Annotated in this window: 22 protein-coding genes; 15 read left to right on the top strand and 7 right to left on the bottom strand. The window is 69.7% G+C overall.

The window, feature by feature from the left end; translation table 11 throughout:
• Positions 1-21 precede the first annotated feature (21 nt).
• From ACWCQ6_RS22645 to ACWCQ6_RS22615, 7 genes are all read left to right on the top strand, one after another.
• A complete protein-coding gene (locus ACWCQ6_RS22645; RefSeq protein WP_451091849.1) occupies positions 22-687 on the top strand; it encodes a DNA-binding response regulator in 666 nt (221 codons plus the stop codon).
• A 100-nt stretch (positions 688-787) separates the two neighbouring features.
• Positions 788-1,681: a phosphatidylinositol-specific phospholipase C gene (locus ACWCQ6_RS22640; RefSeq protein ID WP_451091847.1), complete on the top strand. Its 894-nt coding sequence runs from the start codon at positions 788-790 to the stop codon at positions 1,679-1,681.
• Between the two features lie 194 nt (positions 1,682-1,875).
• Positions 1,876-2,217 (top strand): hypothetical protein, encoded by a 342-nt coding sequence (locus tag ACWCQ6_RS22635; protein ID WP_451091845.1) that lies wholly within the window; start codon positions 1,876-1,878, stop codon positions 2,215-2,217.
• Complete coding sequence (locus ACWCQ6_RS22630; protein ID WP_451091843.1) at positions 2,217-2,963, top strand: hypothetical protein; 747 nt, start codon at positions 2,217-2,219, stop codon at positions 2,961-2,963. The genes ACWCQ6_RS22635 and ACWCQ6_RS22630 overlap by 1 nt, the downstream gene beginning before the upstream one ends.
• A gap of 116 nt (positions 2,964-3,079) precedes the next feature.
• A complete protein-coding gene (locus tag ACWCQ6_RS22625; protein ID WP_451091841.1) occupies positions 3,080-3,841 on the top strand; it encodes a transporter substrate-binding domain-containing protein in 762 nt (253 codons plus the stop codon).
• Between the two features lie 352 nt (positions 3,842-4,193).
• Positions 4,194-4,640 (top strand): helix-turn-helix domain-containing protein, encoded by a 447-nt coding sequence (locus ACWCQ6_RS22620; protein ID WP_451091839.1) that lies wholly within the window; start codon positions 4,194-4,196, stop codon positions 4,638-4,640.
• Positions 4,641-4,680: 40 nt separating this feature from the next.
• Positions 4,681-5,214: a PIN domain-containing protein gene (locus tag ACWCQ6_RS22615; RefSeq protein ID WP_451091837.1), complete on the top strand. Its 534-nt coding sequence runs from the start codon at positions 4,681-4,683 to the stop codon at positions 5,212-5,214.
• Between the two features lie 102 nt (positions 5,215-5,316).
• Here ACWCQ6_RS22615 and ACWCQ6_RS22610 read toward each other — a convergent pair whose 3' ends face one another.
• The 6 genes from ACWCQ6_RS22610 to ACWCQ6_RS22585 form a co-directional block, all read right to left on the bottom strand.
• Entirely contained in the window at positions 5,317-6,744 is a 1,428-nt protein-coding gene (locus ACWCQ6_RS22610) for a sensor histidine kinase (protein ID WP_451091835.1), read from the bottom strand.
• A complete protein-coding gene (locus tag ACWCQ6_RS22605; protein ID WP_451091833.1) occupies positions 6,741-7,472 on the bottom strand; it encodes a response regulator transcription factor in 732 nt (243 codons plus the stop codon). The genes ACWCQ6_RS22610 and ACWCQ6_RS22605 overlap by 4 nt, the downstream gene beginning before the upstream one ends.
• A 47-nt stretch (positions 7,473-7,519) precedes the next feature.
• On the bottom strand, positions 7,520-7,690 hold the full coding sequence (locus tag ACWCQ6_RS22600) for a hypothetical protein (protein ID WP_451091831.1): 171 nt from the start codon (positions 7,688-7,690) through the stop codon (positions 7,520-7,522).
• Positions 7,691-7,700: 10 nt separating this feature from the next.
• Positions 7,701-8,822 carry a S1C family serine protease gene (locus ACWCQ6_RS22595; protein WP_451091829.1) on the bottom strand — a complete coding sequence of 374 codons (1,122 nt, stop codon included), beginning with the start codon at positions 8,820-8,822 and terminating at the stop codon, positions 7,701-7,703.
• A 250-nt stretch (positions 8,823-9,072) separates the two neighbouring features.
• Entirely contained in the window at positions 9,073-10,110 is a 1,038-nt protein-coding gene (locus ACWCQ6_RS22590; RefSeq protein WP_451091827.1) for a LacI family DNA-binding transcriptional regulator, read from the bottom strand.
• A 24-nt stretch (positions 10,111-10,134) separates the two neighbouring features.
• Complete coding sequence (locus tag ACWCQ6_RS22585; RefSeq protein ID WP_451091825.1) at positions 10,135-10,938, bottom strand: response regulator transcription factor; 804 nt, start codon at positions 10,936-10,938, stop codon at positions 10,135-10,137.
• A gap of 276 nt (positions 10,939-11,214) precedes the next feature.
• Between ACWCQ6_RS22585 and ACWCQ6_RS22580 the strand changes: the two genes are divergently transcribed.
• The 8 genes from ACWCQ6_RS22580 to ACWCQ6_RS22545 all read left to right on the top strand — a co-directional run bounded on the left by ACWCQ6_RS22580 (position 11,215) and on the right by ACWCQ6_RS22545 (position 17,026).
• Positions 11,215-12,111, top strand: a complete 897-nt coding sequence (locus tag ACWCQ6_RS22580) for an alpha/beta hydrolase family protein (protein ID WP_451091823.1) — start codon at positions 11,215-11,217, stop codon at positions 12,109-12,111.
• 41 nt (positions 12,112-12,152) lie between these two features.
• A complete protein-coding gene (locus ACWCQ6_RS22575; protein ID WP_451091821.1) occupies positions 12,153-12,407 on the top strand; it encodes a MoaD/ThiS family protein in 255 nt (84 codons plus the stop codon).
• A gap of 10 nt (positions 12,408-12,417) precedes the next feature.
• Complete coding sequence (locus tag ACWCQ6_RS22570) at positions 12,418-13,857, top strand: hypothetical protein (protein WP_451091819.1); 1,440 nt, start codon at positions 12,418-12,420, stop codon at positions 13,855-13,857.
• A gap of 181 nt (positions 13,858-14,038) precedes the next feature.
• Positions 14,039-14,728 (top strand): LmeA family phospholipid-binding protein, encoded by a 690-nt coding sequence (locus ACWCQ6_RS22565; RefSeq protein WP_451091817.1) that lies wholly within the window; start codon positions 14,039-14,041, stop codon positions 14,726-14,728.
• Between the two features lie 422 nt (positions 14,729-15,150).
• Positions 15,151-15,258, top strand: coding sequence for a putative leader peptide (locus tag ACWCQ6_RS22560; RefSeq protein ID WP_350983699.1), 108 nt, complete (start codon positions 15,151-15,153; stop codon positions 15,256-15,258).
• 156 nt (positions 15,259-15,414) lie between these two features.
• Positions 15,415-16,260: a sulfurtransferase gene (locus tag ACWCQ6_RS22555; RefSeq protein ID WP_451091815.1), complete on the top strand. Its 846-nt coding sequence runs from the start codon at positions 15,415-15,417 to the stop codon at positions 16,258-16,260.
• A gap of 51 nt (positions 16,261-16,311) precedes the next feature.
• Entirely contained in the window at positions 16,312-16,599 is a 288-nt protein-coding gene (locus ACWCQ6_RS22550; protein WP_030925040.1) for a DUF1416 domain-containing protein, read from the top strand.
• A 169-nt stretch (positions 16,600-16,768) separates the two neighbouring features.
• The gene (locus ACWCQ6_RS22545; RefSeq protein WP_451091813.1) at positions 16,769-17,026 is read left to right on the top strand and encodes a DUF3099 domain-containing protein; all 258 of its coding nucleotides are present in this window, start codon (positions 16,769-16,771) and stop codon (positions 17,024-17,026) included.
• Between the two features lie 22 nt (positions 17,027-17,048).
• Here ACWCQ6_RS22545 and ACWCQ6_RS22540 read toward each other — a convergent pair whose 3' ends face one another.
• Positions 17,049-17,411: a DsrE family protein gene (locus tag ACWCQ6_RS22540; RefSeq protein WP_451091811.1), complete on the bottom strand. Its 363-nt coding sequence runs from the start codon at positions 17,409-17,411 to the stop codon at positions 17,049-17,051.
• Positions 17,412-17,705: the final 294 nt, after the last annotated feature.

Below are 17,705 nucleotides of genomic sequence, written 5' to 3'. Positions count from 1 at the left end.
ACTTGCTGCCAGACTTGAGGTATGCGGAACGAGCAGGTGTTCTCCGTCCGAGGGGACGCAGAGTTGATCGTGCGTGCCAGTCATCTCTTCGAGTCCGCGCAGACCGAGTTCCTGTGCGCCGCCCGAGACCTCAAGACCTTCTCGCAGCCACAGGCCAGGGCCGCGATCCGCAACCGGATGCGCGCTTCGCGCTCCCCGGACTTCACCCCCCGCAAGCTGCTCAGCCCGGTCGCGCTCGCCGACGAGGAGGCCCGCGCGCATCTGCGGTTGGTGCAGAACCAGGGGGCTCTCGTTCGGATCAGCGGCTCGCTGCTGCCGCACGAGACCATCATCATCGACCGGCGAGTGATGATCCTCGCCGGCGCAGAGACCCCTACCGGCCGCGAATACACCGTGACGACGTCGCAGATCCTGGTCGACGGCGTCCACTCGCTGTTCCAGGCGATCTGGGACACCGCCGTTGATCCCGACACCTATCTGCGGAAGAACATCCCTCACCTCGATGCTGACGGCCGCATGATCCTCAAAACCCTCGGTTCGGGACTCACCGACGAATCGGCGGCCAAGCAGCTCGGCCTTTCGCTACGCACCTACCGGCGGCGCGTGGCCGAACTGATGGTCAAGCTGGAGGCCGACTCCCGCTACCAGGCAGGGCTGCGTGCGGGCGAGCTTGGGCTACCCCGCTAGGAGCCGGTTCCGGGACGGCCGTCGGCCCTGTTCCCGTCGTGACGTGCACCCGCCATAATCCCTGGGTCGACCCCCCACGGCAGACGGAGGCACTCCCCGCATGAGCCCGTACCCCGCCACTCGCCGGAACTTCCTGGCCGGCGCCCTCGCCGCCACCGCCACCGTCCTGATCGGCGCGGGGTCCGCAGGTGCAGCCGACCGCCAAGTCCTCAGTACCCAGGACTGGATGGGCGCCGTCCCCGACGCCACCGGGCTGCAGCGGCTCACGATCCCCGGCTCGCACGACTCCGGCGCCCGCTACGGCGGCCCCTGGACCGAGTGCCAGAACACCACGATCGCCGAGCAGTTGAACAGCGGCATCCGCTTCCTGGACGTGCGGTGCCGGGTCACCGGTGGCTCGTTCGCGATCCATCACGGGGCCTCGTACCAGAACCTGATGTTCGGCGATGTGCTGGGCGCCTGCTGGGACTTCCTGGCGGCCCATCCCACCGAGACCGTGCTGATGCGGGTCAAGCAGGAGTACTCGGAGGAGAGCGACGCGGCGTTCCGGGCGATCTTCGACGACTATCTCGACAACAGGGGCTGGCGGCCGCTGTTCCGAATCGACCCGGCGCTGCCCTCGCTGGGTCAGGCGCGCGGCAAGGTCGTGCTGCTGGCCGACAACGGCGGGCTGCCCGGCGTCCGGTACGCCGACTCGGCGCTCTTCGACATCCAGGACGACTACATGGCCGAGCCGTTCGCCAAGTACCCCAAGATCGAGGCCCAGTTCCGCAAAGCCGCCCAGCAGCCCGGGAAGCTGTACATGAACTACGTCAGCACCGCCGCCCTGATGCCGCCGCGCTGGAACGCGGACCGGCTCAACCCGCAGGTGCAGTCGTTCCTGGACAGCTCGGAGACATCCGGCTGGACCGGGCTCGGCATCGTCCCGCTGGACTTCCCCGCCAGCCGGTCGGGACTGGTGGAGTCGCTGATCAGGCACAACCCCGGGATCTGACGGACCCGACGGGGATGTACGCCGCCGAGAGCCCATTGTGCGTGCGCCGACGGCCGGCAGAGCCTCGTACGCGCCCTGCGACGCGATGGGATTTCGGCTGAAAACTGCTCGCGGTTCATGCTGATTCTCCGTACCAGCCTCAGCCAATGGGCCTAACGTGAGATGCAACCAATCGTCACATCGCGGGGGTTGAAATGAGTGATGATCTCGGAGCGATCGCAGTTACGAGCGGCGTAAACGCTCTTGTCGGTCTCATCGGCAGCATGCCCTGGCCGGAGATGGTCAGTCGTGTCCGGGGAGCGCTGAGCCGTCGTGGACGTGATGTCGAACCCGAGCTGGCGCAGGCTCTGGAGGGTCATGACGACGGCGAGCGTGAGCAACGGCTGGCGACCGCACTGGCGGGACTTTCATCTGAAGATCTGAGCGCCGTCCTGGGTGAGTTGAATTCCCCGAGCCATCAGACGACGGTCACGGTCAGCGGTGGAAAGAGCGCAGTCAACAGCGGCTCCGGAGACCAGAACGTCACGTTCAACTGATGAAAGGTGAAAGAGGAGTCGACCCGTCCCCGCACCGGACGCAGGTCGAGGCAAAGGGCGGCAGTAACGCCTTCCATACCGGTTCGGGTAACCAGTATGTGAAGTTCGGTGGTTTCTGGGCTCAGACCGTGGTGCTGATCGCCGGTGTGGCCGGAGCCTCGGCCGGAATTGTCATGGCTCCCGAGTCGTCCGAATCCCAGTACGCCTTCTACTGCGTATTGCTGATCCTTTGCGTGATCACATCCGTGGTCTGCCTCTGGTTCGCCTGCGACGGTACGAGGAAACGGCTCGTCGCGTTCGTCGGACTGGTCTCCACCGCTGTGGCGAGCATGGCGCTCGCGGCAGGTTCGTACAAATTGCTGGCCGATCACGGTGATCTGGATGCGCAGGTCGTCGTCCAGAGCAAAGGGCCCGCGGGAAACCGGGACGCGGTCGTTGTGGTCGTGGACGCGGCCTCTTCTCGTTCGCATCTCCGGATACAGGTATTTATTGATGACAAGATTTCCACCGATATGTGTCACGTCGACTCGACCGTCTCGGTGATGCCTGTTGTGGACGGCAAACCCCTGAAGAATGAGGCGATCACGTTGGGGAATGAGCATATGGGCGATATCAACCTGCATGGCGCTCGCGAACATGTCACCCTGCGGGCCGTGGTCGATACGTCGCAAGCCGGTGAGAACTGCCGGTTGAACATCCGATTCGACTCCGCCGTCCTCCACGACCATGAATGGTGGCTTCCATGAGGAGGAGGGCGGCGTCGTCCCGGATCGCCCTGGCGGGTTGCGGTCTGCTGCTCCTCGCGACGGCCTCCGGCTGCGGGTCGGACGAGTGGCCCGCAACCAAGGAGATCCATATCGGAGTGAAGGCCGACCAGCCCGGGACCGGTTTCAAGAACGGCACCTATGGCGCATACACCGGCTTCGATATCAGGATCGCCCATATGGCCGCTGGTGTGCTGGGTAAAAAACCCAAGTTCTTTGACGTGCCATCCGACGAACGGCAGACGGCTGTCGGAAGTGACAATCTCGTCGTGGCGACTTTCTCGATCATCGACGAACGGCTGTCCGGTAAGCCCACCGGGCCGGCCATCGACTTCGTGGGACCGTATGCCCAGACCCTTTCGGGCATCCTGGTGCGCAAGGGTGACCCTCTGGGCATCCATGAGCTGTCCGACCTGGCAGGAAAGCGAGTGTGTACCTGGCCCGGAACGACTTCCGGTGCCATGGCTCCCGAAGTTCTTCCTCACTCCGATCTTCTGCCTCATTACCAGAAGGTCGAGGGGGATGACGCCGGTGACTGTGTGCAGAGGTTGGTCAGGAAAGATGGCGTGGACGCCGTCTTCACGGACACGTTGTTGCTTCAAGGCTTCGCGCAGGAGGACGAGAGGCTGGAAGTCGTGAAGCCGAGGACCGGAAATTTTCAGTACTACGGCATCGCGCTGCCCAAGGGGCATCGCGATGTGTGCGAGAAGTTGAAAGAGGGACTCAGGAAGTACATGGATTCGGGCAAGTGGGATGAAGATTTCGCCACGAATTTCCACTCGATCAAGAACAAGGGCGCTTACAAGCCCACGGCCGGGCAGGTCGAGAAATTCTCTTGCCAGGACAAAGTGGGCCGGTGAGGGCGCATTCTTCCCTCCGCTTCGCCGGTCCGCGCCTCACAGCCCCGGCCTCGGTATCATCCCGCCGGACTTTCCCGCCACCCGGTCGGGGCTGGTCGAATGGCTGATCAGGCACAACCCGCTGGATCAGTGATCGGATCGCCGGTGGGTGCGACCGGCCGGAGTCGTACACGGTCAGGGCAGTGGCCGCGTGCGGGGTGCGCGTGCGAGGAGTGACGCTCCTGGGCCGGGCGTGGGCCGGTAGGCGGTGACCGTGTCCGTGTCCGTCGCGTGGGGGAGCCTGCCTCGGATCGGCGCTTGCGTTTCTTTCGAATTCTGCGATGCTTGAGCCATTCAAGAAGGAGACAGAGCCATGCACAGCACCGTCGAGGATCGAACCCTCCTGCCCGAACACCGTGCGGAGATCGCTGAGCTCTGCGCATTTCTCGACCAGGCCCCGCAGGCCGACGAACCAGCGCTGTTGCGCGGCCCGGACGGCACCTTCCGCTCTCTGCCGCCGGAGGTCTACGAAGCCCTCATGGTGGTCGTCCGCGCGCTGTCGGAGGGCAAGGCGGTCACGGTCGCCCCGGTGAACACCACTCTGACCACGCAGGAGGCGGCGGACCTGCTCGGAGTCAGCAGACCGACCTTCGTGAAGATCCTGGACGAGGGGGGACTACCCTTCTCCCGCCCGGGGCGGCACCGCAGGGTGCTGCTGGCGGACGTGCTCGCCTACAAGGAGAAGCGCCGTACACAGCGTCGCAGGGGGTTGGACGAGCTGGTGGAGCTGACCGAGGACGCGGGCCTCTACGACGCCTGAGTTTTCATGACACCGAGCGAACTGGAGTGATGTGCAGCGCGTGGTTCTGGACACGTGTGTCCTCTTCCCGAACTACCTGAGGGACACCTTGCTCCGGCTGGCCGAAGCAGAGCTCTACGAGCCGCTCTGGTCGGCCGACATCCTGGAGGAGCTGCGGCGCAATCTGGCCGAGAAGGTGACTTCGACAACCGCCAAGAACGTCGTCGAGGCCATGGCGGGAGCCTTTCCGTACAGTGCGGTGACGGGATACGCGGGACTCGTCCCCGTGATGACGAACGACCCGAAGGACCGCCACGTGCTGGCGGCGGCGGTCTGCGGGCAGGCGCACGCCGTGGTCACGCTCAATATGAGGGATTTTCCGCCTTCGGCGGCGGATCCGTACGAGGTCGAGGTTCTCCACCCCGACGACTTCCTGCTGGACATGCTGGACCTGGCTCCTGTCGATGTGGCGCATGTCCTGCGTGACCAGGCCGTTCGTTACCGGCGGGAGCCCCGCGATCTGCACGGACTGCTGGACCGGCTCGCGGTCGGCGGGGCGCCGCAGTTCGCCGCCGAGTTCCGACGTCGGCTCTGACCGGGCGGCCGCTGCTGCGGGGCCCGGCACTCCGTCGGGGTCACCGTGTGTGCCCGACCGGCCGGGCGTGACGCCTGAGCGGACACCCGAGTCGTCCGCGCCTCACAGCTCCGGCGGTGGTGTCGAGGCCCCCGGCAGCCGGATCGAGGCGACCGTGCCCGGGCCGTCCGGCGCCGGGCGCAGGGCGATCTCGCCGCCCGACTGCTGGACCGTGCGGGCGACGATCGACAGGCCCAGGCCCGAGCCGGGGAGCTGGCGGGCGGACGGGGAGCGCCAGAAGCGTTCGAAGACGTGGGGGAGCTCGTCGGCGGGGATGCCGGGGCCCTGGTCCCGTACGGTCAGCTCGCCGCCCAGCAGGGCGACCTCGATCGTGCCGCGGGACGGGCTGAACTTGACGGCGTTGTCCAGGACGTTGACCACCGCCCGTTCCAGCGCGGCGGGCTCGGCGCGTACGTACCAGGGGGTCAGGTCCGCCCGGATGGTCAGCTCGGGGCCGCGCAGCCGGGCGCGTTCCAGGGCCGTGTCCGCGATGTCGTGCAGCGCGACGACCTGGAGCGGGCCGGGGCCGGGGGCGTCGGGGCGGGACAGTTCCTGGAGGTCGCCGATGAGCGAGGCCAGCTCGGTCATCTGTGCCTTGACCGACGTCATCAGGGCCTTGCGGTCGTCGGGCGGGATGGCGCGGCCGGTGTCGTCGCTGCGGGCGAGGAGCTCGATGTTGGTGCGCAGGGACGTCAGCGGGGTCCGCAGCTCGTGGCCGGCGTCGGCGATCAGCTGGGCCTGGCGGTCGCGGGAGCTGGCCAGGGACGCGGTCATCGAGTTGAAGGAGCTGGACAGCCGGGCGATCTCGTCCTCGCCGTCGACCGGGATCCGGACGGTGAGGTCCTCGGTGCGTGCGACGTGCTCGACGGCCTCGGTGAGCTCGTCGACGGGGCGCAGCCCGGTGCGGGCGACCCAGAGCCCGGCCGCGCCGGCGCCGACGGCGCCGATGCCGGCGACGGCCAGGAGCACCCAGGCGAGAGCGGAGAGCGGGTCGTCGACCTCGCTCATCGGGCGGGCCACGGAGACCGCGAAGCTTCCCGGGACCAGGCCGGGCACCGGGTTGCGGGTCTCGTACGTGTACGTGTACACCCGCATCTTCTTGCCGCTCTTCGTGCTGGCCGTGTGCAGGGCGTCGTCCCGCACACCGGCGGCCACGGCGATGTCGGCGGCCGTCACACCGATCGGCGAGGCCCCGGCGGAGGTGCAGCTGCTCCCGGACGCGGTGACGAGCTGCACGGTGTAGGTCCCTCCGACCGGCGGCGGGACCGCCCGGTCGGGGCGGGTGCAGGCGGTGAACAGCTCCTGCACGTAGTCGTTGCTGACCGAGACATTGCGCAGCGAGGCATCCAGCTGGTTCTCCAGCTGCACCCTTGTCACGAACCAGCAGGCCGCAGCGACCGCCGCCACCGCGACCGCCACGGCCGTCGCCACCAGCAGCGCGAGCCGGGAGCGCAGCGGCAGGGCGCGGAGCCGGTGCAGGGGACTGGTCATCCGTCACCGCCGCCGGTGCGGAGCGCGTAGCCGACACCCCGCACCGTGTGCACGAGGCGTGGTTCGCCGCCCGCCTCCGTCTTGCGGCGCAGGTACATCACGTACACGTCCAGGGAGTTGGAGCTCGGCTCGAAGTCGAAGCCCCACACGGCCTTGAGGATCTGCTCGCGGGTCAGCACCTGCCGCGGGTGGGCCAGGAACATCTCCAGCAGGGTGAATTCCGTACGGGTCAGCTCGACCCGGCGGGTGCCCCGGGTGACCTCGCGGGTGACGAGGTCCATCCGCAGGTCCGCGAAGGCCAGCACATTGTCGTCAGGAACGCCGCCGCCGGCCGCGGCCGCGTACGAGCTGCGGCGCAGCAGGGCCCGGATACGGGCGAGGAGCTCGTCCAGCTCGAAGGGCTTGACCAGGTAGTCGTCGGCGCCGGCGTCGAGACCGGTGACCCGGTCGCCGACGGTGTCGCGGGCGGTGAGCATCAGGATCGGGGTGGTGGTGCCCGCGGAGCGGAGCCGCCGGGCGGCGGTCAGGCCGTCCATCCGGGGCATCTGGATGTCGAGGACGATGAGGTCGGGGGCGTACGACTCGGCCTTGGCGAGGGCGTCGAGACCGTCGACGGCCACATCGGTGTCGTAGCCCTCGAACGCGAGACTGCGCTGCAGGGCCTCGCGCACGGCGGGCTCGTCGTCGACGATCAGGATGCGCTGCGGATCGTCTTCGGCGGGGCTCATCGCTCGTTGTCCTCTTTTCGTTCCCGTACGGCTGTGCCTTCCGGCTCTCAGCCTTGCACGGTTGCGGCGCGTCGTCGTCGCGCGGCCCGGTGCCGGCTGCCGGTGGCGGTGCGGAGCTCGGGGGCCCGGCGCGGCCCGTGCGCGGCCTGTTCCGCCACGAGAGCGAGGGGGAGGGCCAGGTCGGCCGGGCCGGTGGGGGTGTGGGCGGGGTGGTGCATGAGTGTCTCCTCAGTAGCTGTTGCCGGCCCGCAGTGTGTCGAGGTCGGCCTTGAGCGTGTTCACCGGGATCGCGAAGCCGAGGCCCACGCTGCCCGCGCTCGAACTGCTCGACCCGCCGGACGAACTCGCCGAGTACATCGCGGAGTTGATGCCGATGACCTCGCCGTCCATGTTGATGAGCGCGCCGCCGGAGTTGCCGGGGTTGAGCGAGGCGTCGGTCTGGATGGCCTTGTACGTGGTGGTGGATTCGCCGGTGTCGCCGTTGAACTGCCGGCCGCCGAACTCGAACGGCCACTGCTCGCCGCCGCCGCTGCCGTCGTCCTTGGAGACGGTGACATCGCGGTCGAGGGCGGAGACGATGCCGCTGGTGACGGTGCCGGTGAGGCCCTCGGGCGAGCCGATCGCGACGACCTGGTCGCCGACCGAGACCTTCGAGGAGTCGCCCAGCGTGGCCGTCTTCAGCCCGCTCGCACCCCGGAGCTTGATGAGCGCGAGGTCCTTGTCGGGGTCGGTGCCGACCACGTCGGCGGTGTACGTCCGGCCGGTGCTGAGCGTCACCTCGATCGACGAGGCGCCGGAGATGACGTGGTTGTTGGTGACGACCTCACCGTCGGAGGTGATGACCACGCCGGAGCCGGTGGACTTGCCCGCGGCCGAGGCCGCGTTGACCTCGACGATCATCGGCGAGACGGCCTCGGCGACGCCGGAGACGGAGCCCTTGCTGCTCTGCGAGACGGTGGTGCCGGGGATGATGTCGCCCGAGCTGTTCGAGCTGTCGCCGGTGAGCTGGTTGATGACAGTGGCGGTGCCGCCACCGACGATCGCCGCCGCGATCGCCACGGCCGTCAGCAGGGCGACCGGCCGCCTGGTCCGGTGCCGGGACGCGGCCGGCTCCTGGGGTGCGCGCGGCGGCGGGAAGGCGGGTCCGTCGCCGTTGCCGCCGTGCCCGCCGCCGTCGCCGTTGCCGCCGTGCCCGTCGGAGCCGTTCCCGCCGGGCCACACGGTGGTTCCGGGGCCCGCCGCGATCGGCTGCGTGGGCCGGTGTGACGGCGGCGGCGGGTAGGCCGTGTCGCCGTTGCCGTACGAGGGGTACATCGGGTACTCGCCGCTCGGGCGCTGGCTCTCTGTCATGCCTACGAGCGTGTCCGGCCAAGATGAGAGAAACCTGAGCACGCGCTGAGAAGCCCGGCAGAAGCTCGTATGCCCGATATAAGAGCCCTCCGGCAGTGGGCAGCGCGGGTGAAGGAGCGGGGCTGAGGTGCGTGCCTAAGGGCTGTCCCGTAACCCCCGGTGGGCGCACGACGACAGTCCTTAGGCACGCACCTCAGCCCCGCGACGCCTGCCGCCGGACGCTCCGAGGAGCGGCCCGCCCGGGGGCGGGCTAATCGGCCGTGGGCTCCCCGCAGCCGCAGGAGCGCCGCACCACCAGCGCCGACGGGAACTGCTTCAGCCGTTCCCGTCGCGACCCCGACACCCGCAGCGAGTCGTCGAGCACCAGGTCCACCGCGGCCCGCGCCATCGCCGGGCGGTCCGAGGAGACCGTCGTCAGCGGCGGGTCGGTCAGACCGGCTTCCTTCACGTCGTCGAAGCCCGCCACCGCGAGCTCCCCGGGCACATCGATGCGCAGCTCGCGCGCGGCCCGCAGCACCCCGATGGCCTGGTCGTCCGTCGAGCAGAAGATCGCCGGCGGCCGGTCCGGCCCGGCGAGCAGCTTCAGCGCCACCTGATAGGCGTCGTAACGGTTGTACGGGGCCTGGAAGAGCCGGCCCTCCGTCGAGCGTCCCGACTCGTGCATGGCCCGGCGCCAGCCCTCGACGTGGTCGGCGACCGGGTCGCCGACCGCCGGGGTGGACTCCACGCCGCCGAGGCACGCCACGTACTCGTTGCCGTGCTCCAGCAGGTGCCGGGTGGCGAGCTGCGCGCCGCCGATGTCGTCGGTGACGACCGCGACGTCGTCGATGGCCTCCGGCCGCTCGTGCAGCAGCACGACCCGTGCGTCCCACGCCTCTATCTCGGCGGCCGCCCGCTCGCTGGGGCCCTGGCTGACCAGGATCAGACCGGAGACCCGCATGCCGAGAAAGGCCCGCAGATAGTGGACCTCGCGCTCGTCGCGGTAGTCGGAATTGCCGACGAGCACCATTTTCCCGCGCTCGGCGGCGGCCTGTTCGACCGCGTGCGCCATTTCGGCGAAGAACGGCTGCCGGGCGTCCGGCACGATCATTCCTATGAGATCGGTCCGTCGTGAGGCCATCGCCTGGGCAACCCGGTCGGGCCGGTAGCCCAGCTCCTTGATCGCGGCGAGTACCCGCTCGCGCGTGGCCGGGGCGACCGGCCTCGGTCCGTTGTTGATGACGTAGCTGACGACCGCGGTCGACGTCCCCGCCAGTCTCGCCACATCGTCCCGCGTCACCTTGGCCACGCGCGGCAGTCTACGCGGATATACCTACCTTCCGGCAGGCCGGACCGGGGCTTCTTCCTTCAGCGCGGCTGCCCTTGACTGCTCCGAACGGGTTACGGGTCCGGCAGCCGCCTCCGCTGCGGCCCGGTCCTTGGCCTCCTCGGCCGCGCGCTCCACCTTCTCGGGTACCACGAAGCGGTAGCCGACATTGCGGACCGTGCCGATCAGCGACTCGTGCTCGGGGCCGAGCTTGGCGCGCAGCCGCCGCACATGGACGTCGACGGTCCGCGTACCGCCGAAGTAGTCGTAGCCCCAGACCTCCTGGAGCAGCTGGGCACGGGTGAAGACCCGGCCCGGGTGCTGCGCGAGGTACTTGAGCAGTTCGAACTCTTTGAAGGTCAGGTCCAGGACCCGGCCCTTCAGCTTCGCGCTGTACGTGGCCTCGTCGACCGAGAGGTCGCCGTTGCGGATCTCCATCGGGGAGTTGTCGCCGGTGATCTGCTGCCGTCCGGTGGCCAGCCGCAGCCGGGCCTCGACCTCGGCCGGTCCTGCCGTGTCCAGCAGCACGTCGTCGACGCCCCAGTCGGCGGTGACGGCCGCGAGACCGCCCTCCGTCACGACGAGGATCAGCGGACAGCCCGGTCCGGTGGACCGCAGCAGCTGGCAGAGCGACCGCACCTGGGGGAGGTCGCGGCGGCCGTCGATGAGAATGAGGTCGGCACCCGGGGTGTCGACGAGAGCGGGGCCTTCGGCCGGTGCCACCCGCACGCTGTGAAGCAGGAGACCGAGGGCGGGAAGCACCTCCGTCGACGGTTGAAGGGCATTCGTCAGGAGCAGCAGTGAACTCATCGCCGCCCACCTGCCTGGAACGTCGGTCGGTGATCGTGCACGGTTCGCTCGCCCATTACGTCGGTCCTCCTCGTTCCCTGCGAGAGGGGCACTCCCGGGCCGGGCCCGGGGGAGTATGCGGTACTTCTTCGTACGTTTTCCTGCTGGTCCCACGGCTGCAATCCCGCGCCCCGGGACCGCTGAGCTTGTGGAAACGTCGCTGTAACAACGCCTGGAAAGCACAAAAGGACCCGGGGGCTGCTTTGCCCGGATCCTCTTCCCAGCACAATAGCCCACATGAGTTCTGTGTCCGAGGGGCGATTTCGGAGTTCCGCTGTTCCCTCGATCACGCCCGGTCCACTGCGCACCGCATTGCGTACCGATGACGGGGTGCGTATCGAGGCGGCGTACGAACCGTGTACGACGGGTGCCGGGGCTGTTGCGGGGTCATCCCTCGACGGTACTGCGATCGTGCTCGCGCACGGTTTCACCGGTTCGGTGGACCGGCCCGCGGTGCGACGTGCCGCCGGGGTGTTCGCCGGGCGTGCGGCCGTGGTCACGTTCTCGTTCCGGGGGCACGGCGGGTCCGGCGGGCGGTCGACGGTGGGAGACCGCGAGGTGCTGGATCTGGCGGCGGCGGTGGCATGGGCGCGGGAGCTCGGACACCGCCGGGTCGTGACCGTCGGGTTCTCGATGGGCGGGTCCGTGGTGCTGCGGCACGGGGCGCTGTACGCGGGGCGGCCGACGGACGACGCGGAAGCCGGTGGCACTGCGGAGCGCGAGGGGCGTACCGGGGCGCGTTCGGAGGCGCACGCGGATGCGGTGGTGGCCGTGAGCGCCCCCGCTCGCTGGTACTACCGGGGCACCGCCCCGATGCGCCGACTGCACTGGGTGGTCACCCGGCCGATGGGCCGGATGGCAGGCCGCTACGGCCTGCACACCCGGATCGACCGCAACGCGTGGGATCCGGTGCCGCTCTCCCCGGTCGAGGCCGCCGGGCTGATCGCCCCGGCGCCGCTGCTGATCGTGCACGGCGACCGGGATCCGTACTTCCCGCTGGACCACCCGCGCTCGCTGGCCGACGCGGCGGGCGACGGCGCCGAGCTGTGGCTGGAGCACGGCATGGGACATGCCGAGAACGCCGCGGACGAGATCTTGCTCACCCGCATCGCCGACTGGGCGGTGACGCCGTGACCCATGATGGACAGCTGACGAGAGACGAGAGGAGTGGCGCCATGGCTGCGGTAACCATCCGCTACTGGGCCGCCGCCAAGGCTGCGGCCGGGACCGCGGAGGAGCCGTACACGGCTGCGACCCTCGCCGAGGCGCTCGATGCGGTGCGCGCACGGCACCCCGGAGAGCTCACCCGAGTGCTGCAAAGGTGCTCGTTCCTCATCGACGGTGACCCCGTGGGGGCCCGCGGCCATGAGACCGTACGCCTTGCCGAGGGCGGCACGGTCGAGGTGCTCCCGCCGTTCGCAGGAGGGTGAACCGCAGAACATGAGCAGCAGCAACGATCAGCAGTATCCGTACGGACAGGACCCTCGCCACGGGTACGGTCCCGGCCACGACCCGTCGGACGGCGGGCAGCCGCAGCCGTACGGTGATCAGTCCTACGGTGATCAGTCCTACAGTGCGCAGTCCCACGGCGATCAGTCCTACGGGGCGCAGGCTTACGGTGCGCAGTCCTACGGGGCGCAGGCCTACGGTGCGCAGTCCCACGGCGGCGAGGTCCATGGCGCGCAGCCGCACGGGCAGCAGCCCCCGTATCCCTCGTACGGGACCCCGCAGCAGGCACCGCAGGCGAGCCCCGGGCAGGGCTGGCCGGCCGGGTACGGGCAGGAGCCCGCCGCGCCCACGGCCCACGGCCAGGACCCCGCGGTCGCGCAGACCTGGGAGGGCCAGACCTGGGACACCCAGTACCAGCCGGTCCTCCAGTCTGCGCAGCCCGCCCAGCCCGCCCAGCCCGCCCAGCCCGCCCAGCCCGCCCAGCCCGCCCAGCCCGGTCCGGTCGCCGACGAGACCGCCTACCTGCCGCCCCATCTGCCGCCGCAGGGCGCCTCGGGCTCGTACCCGCTGCCGCCCGAGGTGCCGGCAGCGCCCCCGGCCGCCGAGCCGGCCGCACCCGCCTCTGCGCACGACGCGGCCGGGTACGGCGCCCCCACCACCCTGGGCAACAGCCGGATCACCGATGCCCAGCGCGCCCGTGCCGAGGGCCGCTCACCGATCATCCCGCCGGGCATGCAGCCCGCCGGGATCACCGCCGGACTCGGGCTGCTGCTCGCCCTGGGCGCCGCGATCGGGCCGTACGCCCTGGTCGTGCCCCTCGTGCTGCTCCAGGCCGTGACCGCGGCCGGCTGGTTCCGGCTCAACGGCATGTGGCCGGCCCGGCAGGGCATCGCGCTCGCGTTCGCGGGCGGCCTCGTCGCCGACATCGTGCTGCTCGCCGCGGGCCGGGAGAACGGACCGGCCGCCATCCTCGGCACCCTCGGCGTCTGGGTGCTGCTCACCGTGGTCCTCCAGCTGCGCAGCCACGCGAGTGCCGACGAGCGGATGCAGGGGCTGATGGCCACCGTCGCGTCGGCCGCGCTCTCGGTCCTGGCCGCCGGACACCTCGCGGCGGTCCCGGACGCGGTGACGGTGGGCGCGGTGGCTGTCGCGGTCGCCGTGCTCGTCCGCGCGCTCCCGCTGCCCGGACCGGCCTCGGTCGTGGTGGCGCTGCTCGCCGCGGCGGGCGGTGGAGCCGTGGCCGGGGCGCTCACCGACCTGGGAGCGAAGGGCGCGCTGCTCGGCATCGCTGCGGGTGTCTGTGCGCTGATCGGGCTGCGGGTGGCGAGTTACGACTACCCGTCGCGCTTCGTCCACATGACCGCCGGTGTGGCACTGCCGCTCACCGCCGCGGCGCCCGCCGTGTACCTGCTGGGCCGCGTGCTCTCATAGGGGCTCCGGTCCGGACCACGCCGGGCCTGATGCAAACGAAAGCCCGTTCCCGGGGCCGGACCCGCCCCGGGAACCGAAGAGGGGTGCCTGCTCGTCGATCACCTGGGGCGCCGCACAGATTCGCCGGACGTGCGGGGCGCCGGGGGTCCGGCCGGAATGCAGGGTGGGGGAAAGAGCGGGCATGCGTGCACTGCGGATACTGCTGGTCATCGTGGTGGTCCTGGGCGGGATCTTCGTCGCCGTCGACCGGGCGGCGGTGTACTTCGTCGAGTCGGAGGCCGCGGGGCGGATCCGGATCACGGATGCCACGATCGGCTCGACGGACGTCTCCATCAAGGGATTCCCGTTCCTGACGCAGATTGCCGGTAACCGCCTCGACGAGGTCGATGTCGAGATCACCGGCATCGAGACCGCGGCCAACGGCCGCAGGCTCCGGATCAGCCGGATGAACGCCGCACTGCACGACGTGAAACTGGCCGACGGCTACTCCAGCGCCACCGCCGCCCGCGCCACGGGCACCGCCGTCATCTCGTACGAGGACCTCACCAAGGTTGCCAGTGACGGCGTTGCCGTCGAGTACGGCGGCAACAACAAGGTGAAGGTGACCGGCACGGTCGACGTCCTCGGCAACCCGGTCTCGCGCAGCGTGCTCTCCACCGTCACCCTGGTCGACGGCCACACGCTCCGGGTGCGCGCGGACAAGGTGCCGGGCGAGGGCATCCCCGGGCTGGAGGGGATCGTCCGCCAGAAGACCGACTTCGACCGGGAGATCGGCGGCCTGCCGAGCGGCCTGAAGCTCCAGAAGATCCAGCCGACCGCCGACGGCCTGGAGATCTCGGTGACGGGCACGGATGTGAAGCTCGCCGCTTAGGGTCTTTCGTTTGGATCAGGTGGATCAGGCCGGGCTCGTGGATCAGGCCGGGCTCGCGGGGGTCCGGCACGCACGCTTGCCGCGTTGTCGTCACTCGCCAGGGCTCCGCCCCGACTCCCTCCTCCGCCTTGCAATCGCACGCACCAGACCCCGCTCCCTGATCCGGCCTGATCCAAACGAAAGACCCTGGGCGCATCGCCCCCTCCGGCGGGCCACCCCCGCTCTCCGGACGCCTCGACGCCCTGGCGCGCCACATACTGAGACGGCCGTGTCCGATCCGTAGATGGCTGTCGGCCGCCGACGGAGCGGAAGCGGTGCGGGGGATGCCTCGGCCTCACCCTCGTCTCGTATGGCAGACGATCGCGTCTCAGGATTCGACACGGCGGTGACATGTCCGCCCGTATCTCCCTACGATCGGTCCCATGCAGTGCTCTATTGGCGGTCTCCCGCAGCGGGGACGGGCGGATCTCACGAAGCGGCGGGCAGTGGACCTGTGCCGCGTCGCCGCCATGCTCTGTCGCACTGTCTGAGCGGGAGCCCTCGGCGCCCCGCATTCCCCCCGGCCCCTCGACCGACGTCGGGGCCCATCCGATCGTCGTTGTACGTGCGCACGCCGTGCCGCCGTGCATCCGCATCACGCACCGTCTCGCATCATCTCGCCGCAGACCGCCCCGGAGGAGAACAGAATGAGCCGTAGTGACGTCCTGGTAGACGCCGACTGGGTCGAGGCCCACCTCGACGACCCGAAGATCGCTCTCGTCGAGGTGGACGAGGACACCTCGGCGTACGAGAAGAACCACATCAAGAACGCGATCCGGATCGACTGGACCAAGGACCTCCAGGACCCGGTCCGCCGCGACTTCATCGACCAGGCCGGGTTCGAGAAGCTGCTGTCCGAGAAGGGCATCGGCAACGACACCACGGTTGTCCTGTACGGCGGCAACAACAACTGGTTCGCGTCCTACGCGTTCTGGTACTTCAAGCTCTACGGCCACCAGGACGTCCGCCTGCTCGACGGCGGCCGCAAGAAGTGGGAGCTCGACTCCCGCGACCTGGTCGACGGCGACCAGATCCCGTCCCGCCCGGCCACCCGGTACAAGGCCCAGCCGCAGGACAAGTCGATCCGCGCCTACCGCGACGACGTCGTGAAGGCGATCGGCAACCAGAACCTGGTCGACGTGCGTTCGCCCGACGAGTTCAGCGGCAAGCTGCTCGCCCCGGCGCACCTCCCGCAGGAGCAGTCCCAGCGCCCCGGCCACGTGCCGAGCGCCCGCAACATCCCGTGGTCGAAGAACGCCAACGACGACGGCACCTTCAAGTCGGACGAGGAGCTCAAGGCCCTCTACGAGGCCGAGCAGGTCGACCTGGCGAAGGACACCATCGCGTACTGCCGCATCGGCGAGCGCTCCGCGCTCACCTGGTTCGTGCTGCACGAGCTGCTCGGCCAGGAGAACGTCAGGAACTACGACGGTTCGTGGACCGAGTACGGCTCCCTCGTGGGTGTGCCGATCGAGCTCGGCGCCAACAAGTAACTCCGCACGACCCGGACCAGCACGACCCCCGAACCAGAAGGACGAGACACCATGTGTGGAGCAAAGGCCGGCGGCCCCGACGCCTCGACCATCAAGCCCGGTGAGACCACCATCCAGGGCAGCGTGACCCGCGACGGCGAGCCCGTCACCGGCTATGTGCGCCTGCTGGACTCGACCGGCGAGTTCACTGCCGAGGTCCCGACCTCGGCGACCGGACAGTTCCGCTTCTACGCGGCCGAGGGCACGTGGACGGTGCGCGCCCTCGTCCCGGGCGGCAGCGCCGACCGCACGGTCGTGGCGCAGACCGGTGGCCTCTCCGAGGTCGCGATCGCCGTCTAGTACGGCAGTTCCCGCAGTACTTGCCGCGGTCCGCGTGCCGCGGCACAGATCGGCCGAAGGGCCGTACCCCAGGGGGTTGGACGCCTTCCTGAACGGGGTACGGCCCTTCGTGCCGTCCGGGCGGCTGCGAGCCGTTCGCACGGGCGGCTTGGAGACCTACCCTGGGAGCATGTACGCGCGACGCCGTCGCAACTATTTCGTGATGATGGGGGCCTGCATCGTCCTGTTCGTGTCGGCCTGGTCCTTCGTCAGGCTGTGGTCGATGCCGGCCGCGGTAGTGATGTGCCTCGTAGCGATGGTCATCCCGCCCGTCGCGGCCATGGTCGCCAACCGGCGGGGGCCGGAGGACCGCTGGTGGGACGATCCGTCCGGCGACCCGAAGTCCGACGAGTGGTGGGACGAACTGGACGGCAAGAAGCGGCGCTAGCGCCCCGCCGGTATCACCGGTATCAGTAGACGAGCGCCTGGACGCCGTCGGCCATGGTCTCGCTGACGAAGACCTGGGCACCGGCGATCCGTACACCTTCCAGGACGTCCTGCTCGGTGATGTCGCGCCGGGCCGCGCACTGCGTGCACAGCGTGATCTGCCCGCCCGCCTGGATCGACTCGATCAGATCCGGCAGCGGCGCGGCATGCGGCAGTTCGAACTCGGCGGCGCGTCCCGGCAGCGCGAACCAGGAGGACTCCCCGGTCAGCCAGAGCGAGACCTCCACGCCACTGGCGACGGCGACCGCGGCCACCGTGAACGCCTGCGAGCAGCGCTCGGCGGAGTCGGCACCTGCGGTCACCTTGATCACGAGCTTCTTCGGCATATGCCGAACTGTAATCGTCGAGCGAGCAACCTCATCCCCCCGGTGGCAGTCAGGTGTGTGCGCGGATAACGGAATCAGCGCCTCTGGTCTCGTGGGGGGACCTCAATTGGAACCGAAAAACACCATTTCTGACGGGCCGGCGCCCGAGAGCGGACCCGAGCCCCGTTCTCAGCCCGCACCCGGGACGCCCGTGGCCGCACCGGCCATCGCGCCCGTCGCCGCGCCCGTCGCCGAGTCCGTCGCCGCGCCGGCCACCGCGCCGGCCACCGCGCCCGTCGCCGCGCCGGCCACCCC

It is taken from the genome of Streptomyces sp. NPDC001880 (assembly GCF_053594575.1).
Note: the sequence above shows the minus strand (reverse complement) of the source record. Positions and strands in the feature narration are given on the sequence as shown.

Coding starts and splice junctions, on each gene's coding strand:
- ACWCQ6_RS22645 (WP_451091849.1), top strand. CDS start 22: ATGCGGAACGAGCAGGTGTTCTCCGTCCGAGGGGACGCAGAGTTGATC.
- ACWCQ6_RS22640 (WP_451091847.1), top strand. CDS start 788: ATGAGCCCGTACCCCGCCACTCGCCGGAACTTCCTGGCCGGCGCCCTC.
- ACWCQ6_RS22635 (WP_451091845.1), top strand. CDS start 1,876: ATGAGTGATGATCTCGGAGCGATCGCAGTTACGAGCGGCGTAAACGCT.
- ACWCQ6_RS22630 (WP_451091843.1), top strand. CDS start 2,217: ATGAAAGGTGAAAGAGGAGTCGACCCGTCCCCGCACCGGACGCAGGTC.
- ACWCQ6_RS22620 (WP_451091839.1), top strand. CDS start 4,194: ATGCACAGCACCGTCGAGGATCGAACCCTCCTGCCCGAACACCGTGCG.
- ACWCQ6_RS22610 (WP_451091835.1), bottom strand. CDS start 6,744: ATGACCAGTCCCCTGCACCGGCTCCGCGCCCTGCCGCTGCGCTCCCGG.
- ACWCQ6_RS22605 (WP_451091833.1), bottom strand. CDS start 7,472: ATGAGCCCCGCCGAAGACGATCCGCAGCGCATCCTGATCGTCGACGAC.
- ACWCQ6_RS22600 (WP_451091831.1), bottom strand. CDS start 7,690: ATGCACCACCCCGCCCACACCCCCACCGGCCCGGCCGACCTGGCCCTC.
- ACWCQ6_RS22595 (WP_451091829.1), bottom strand. CDS start 8,822: ATGACAGAGAGCCAGCGCCCGAGCGGCGAGTACCCGATGTACCCCTCG.
- ACWCQ6_RS22585 (WP_451091825.1), bottom strand. CDS start 10,938: ATGAGTTCACTGCTGCTCCTGACGAATGCCCTTCAACCGTCGACGGAG.
- ACWCQ6_RS22580 (WP_451091823.1), top strand. CDS start 11,215: ATGAGTTCTGTGTCCGAGGGGCGATTTCGGAGTTCCGCTGTTCCCTCG.
- ACWCQ6_RS22575 (WP_451091821.1), top strand. CDS start 12,153: ATGGCTGCGGTAACCATCCGCTACTGGGCCGCCGCCAAGGCTGCGGCC.
- ACWCQ6_RS22570 (WP_451091819.1), top strand. CDS start 12,418: ATGAGCAGCAGCAACGATCAGCAGTATCCGTACGGACAGGACCCTCGC.
- ACWCQ6_RS22565 (WP_451091817.1), top strand. CDS start 14,039: ATGCGTGCACTGCGGATACTGCTGGTCATCGTGGTGGTCCTGGGCGGG.
- ACWCQ6_RS22560 (WP_350983699.1), top strand. CDS start 15,151: ATGCAGTGCTCTATTGGCGGTCTCCCGCAGCGGGGACGGGCGGATCTC.
- ACWCQ6_RS22555 (WP_451091815.1), top strand. CDS start 15,415: ATGAGCCGTAGTGACGTCCTGGTAGACGCCGACTGGGTCGAGGCCCAC.
- ACWCQ6_RS22550 (WP_030925040.1), top strand. CDS start 16,312: ATGTGTGGAGCAAAGGCCGGCGGCCCCGACGCCTCGACCATCAAGCCC.
- ACWCQ6_RS22545 (WP_451091813.1), top strand. CDS start 16,769: ATGTACGCGCGACGCCGTCGCAACTATTTCGTGATGATGGGGGCCTGC.
- ACWCQ6_RS22540 (WP_451091811.1), bottom strand. CDS start 17,411: ATGCCGAAGAAGCTCGTGATCAAGGTGACCGCAGGTGCCGACTCCGCC.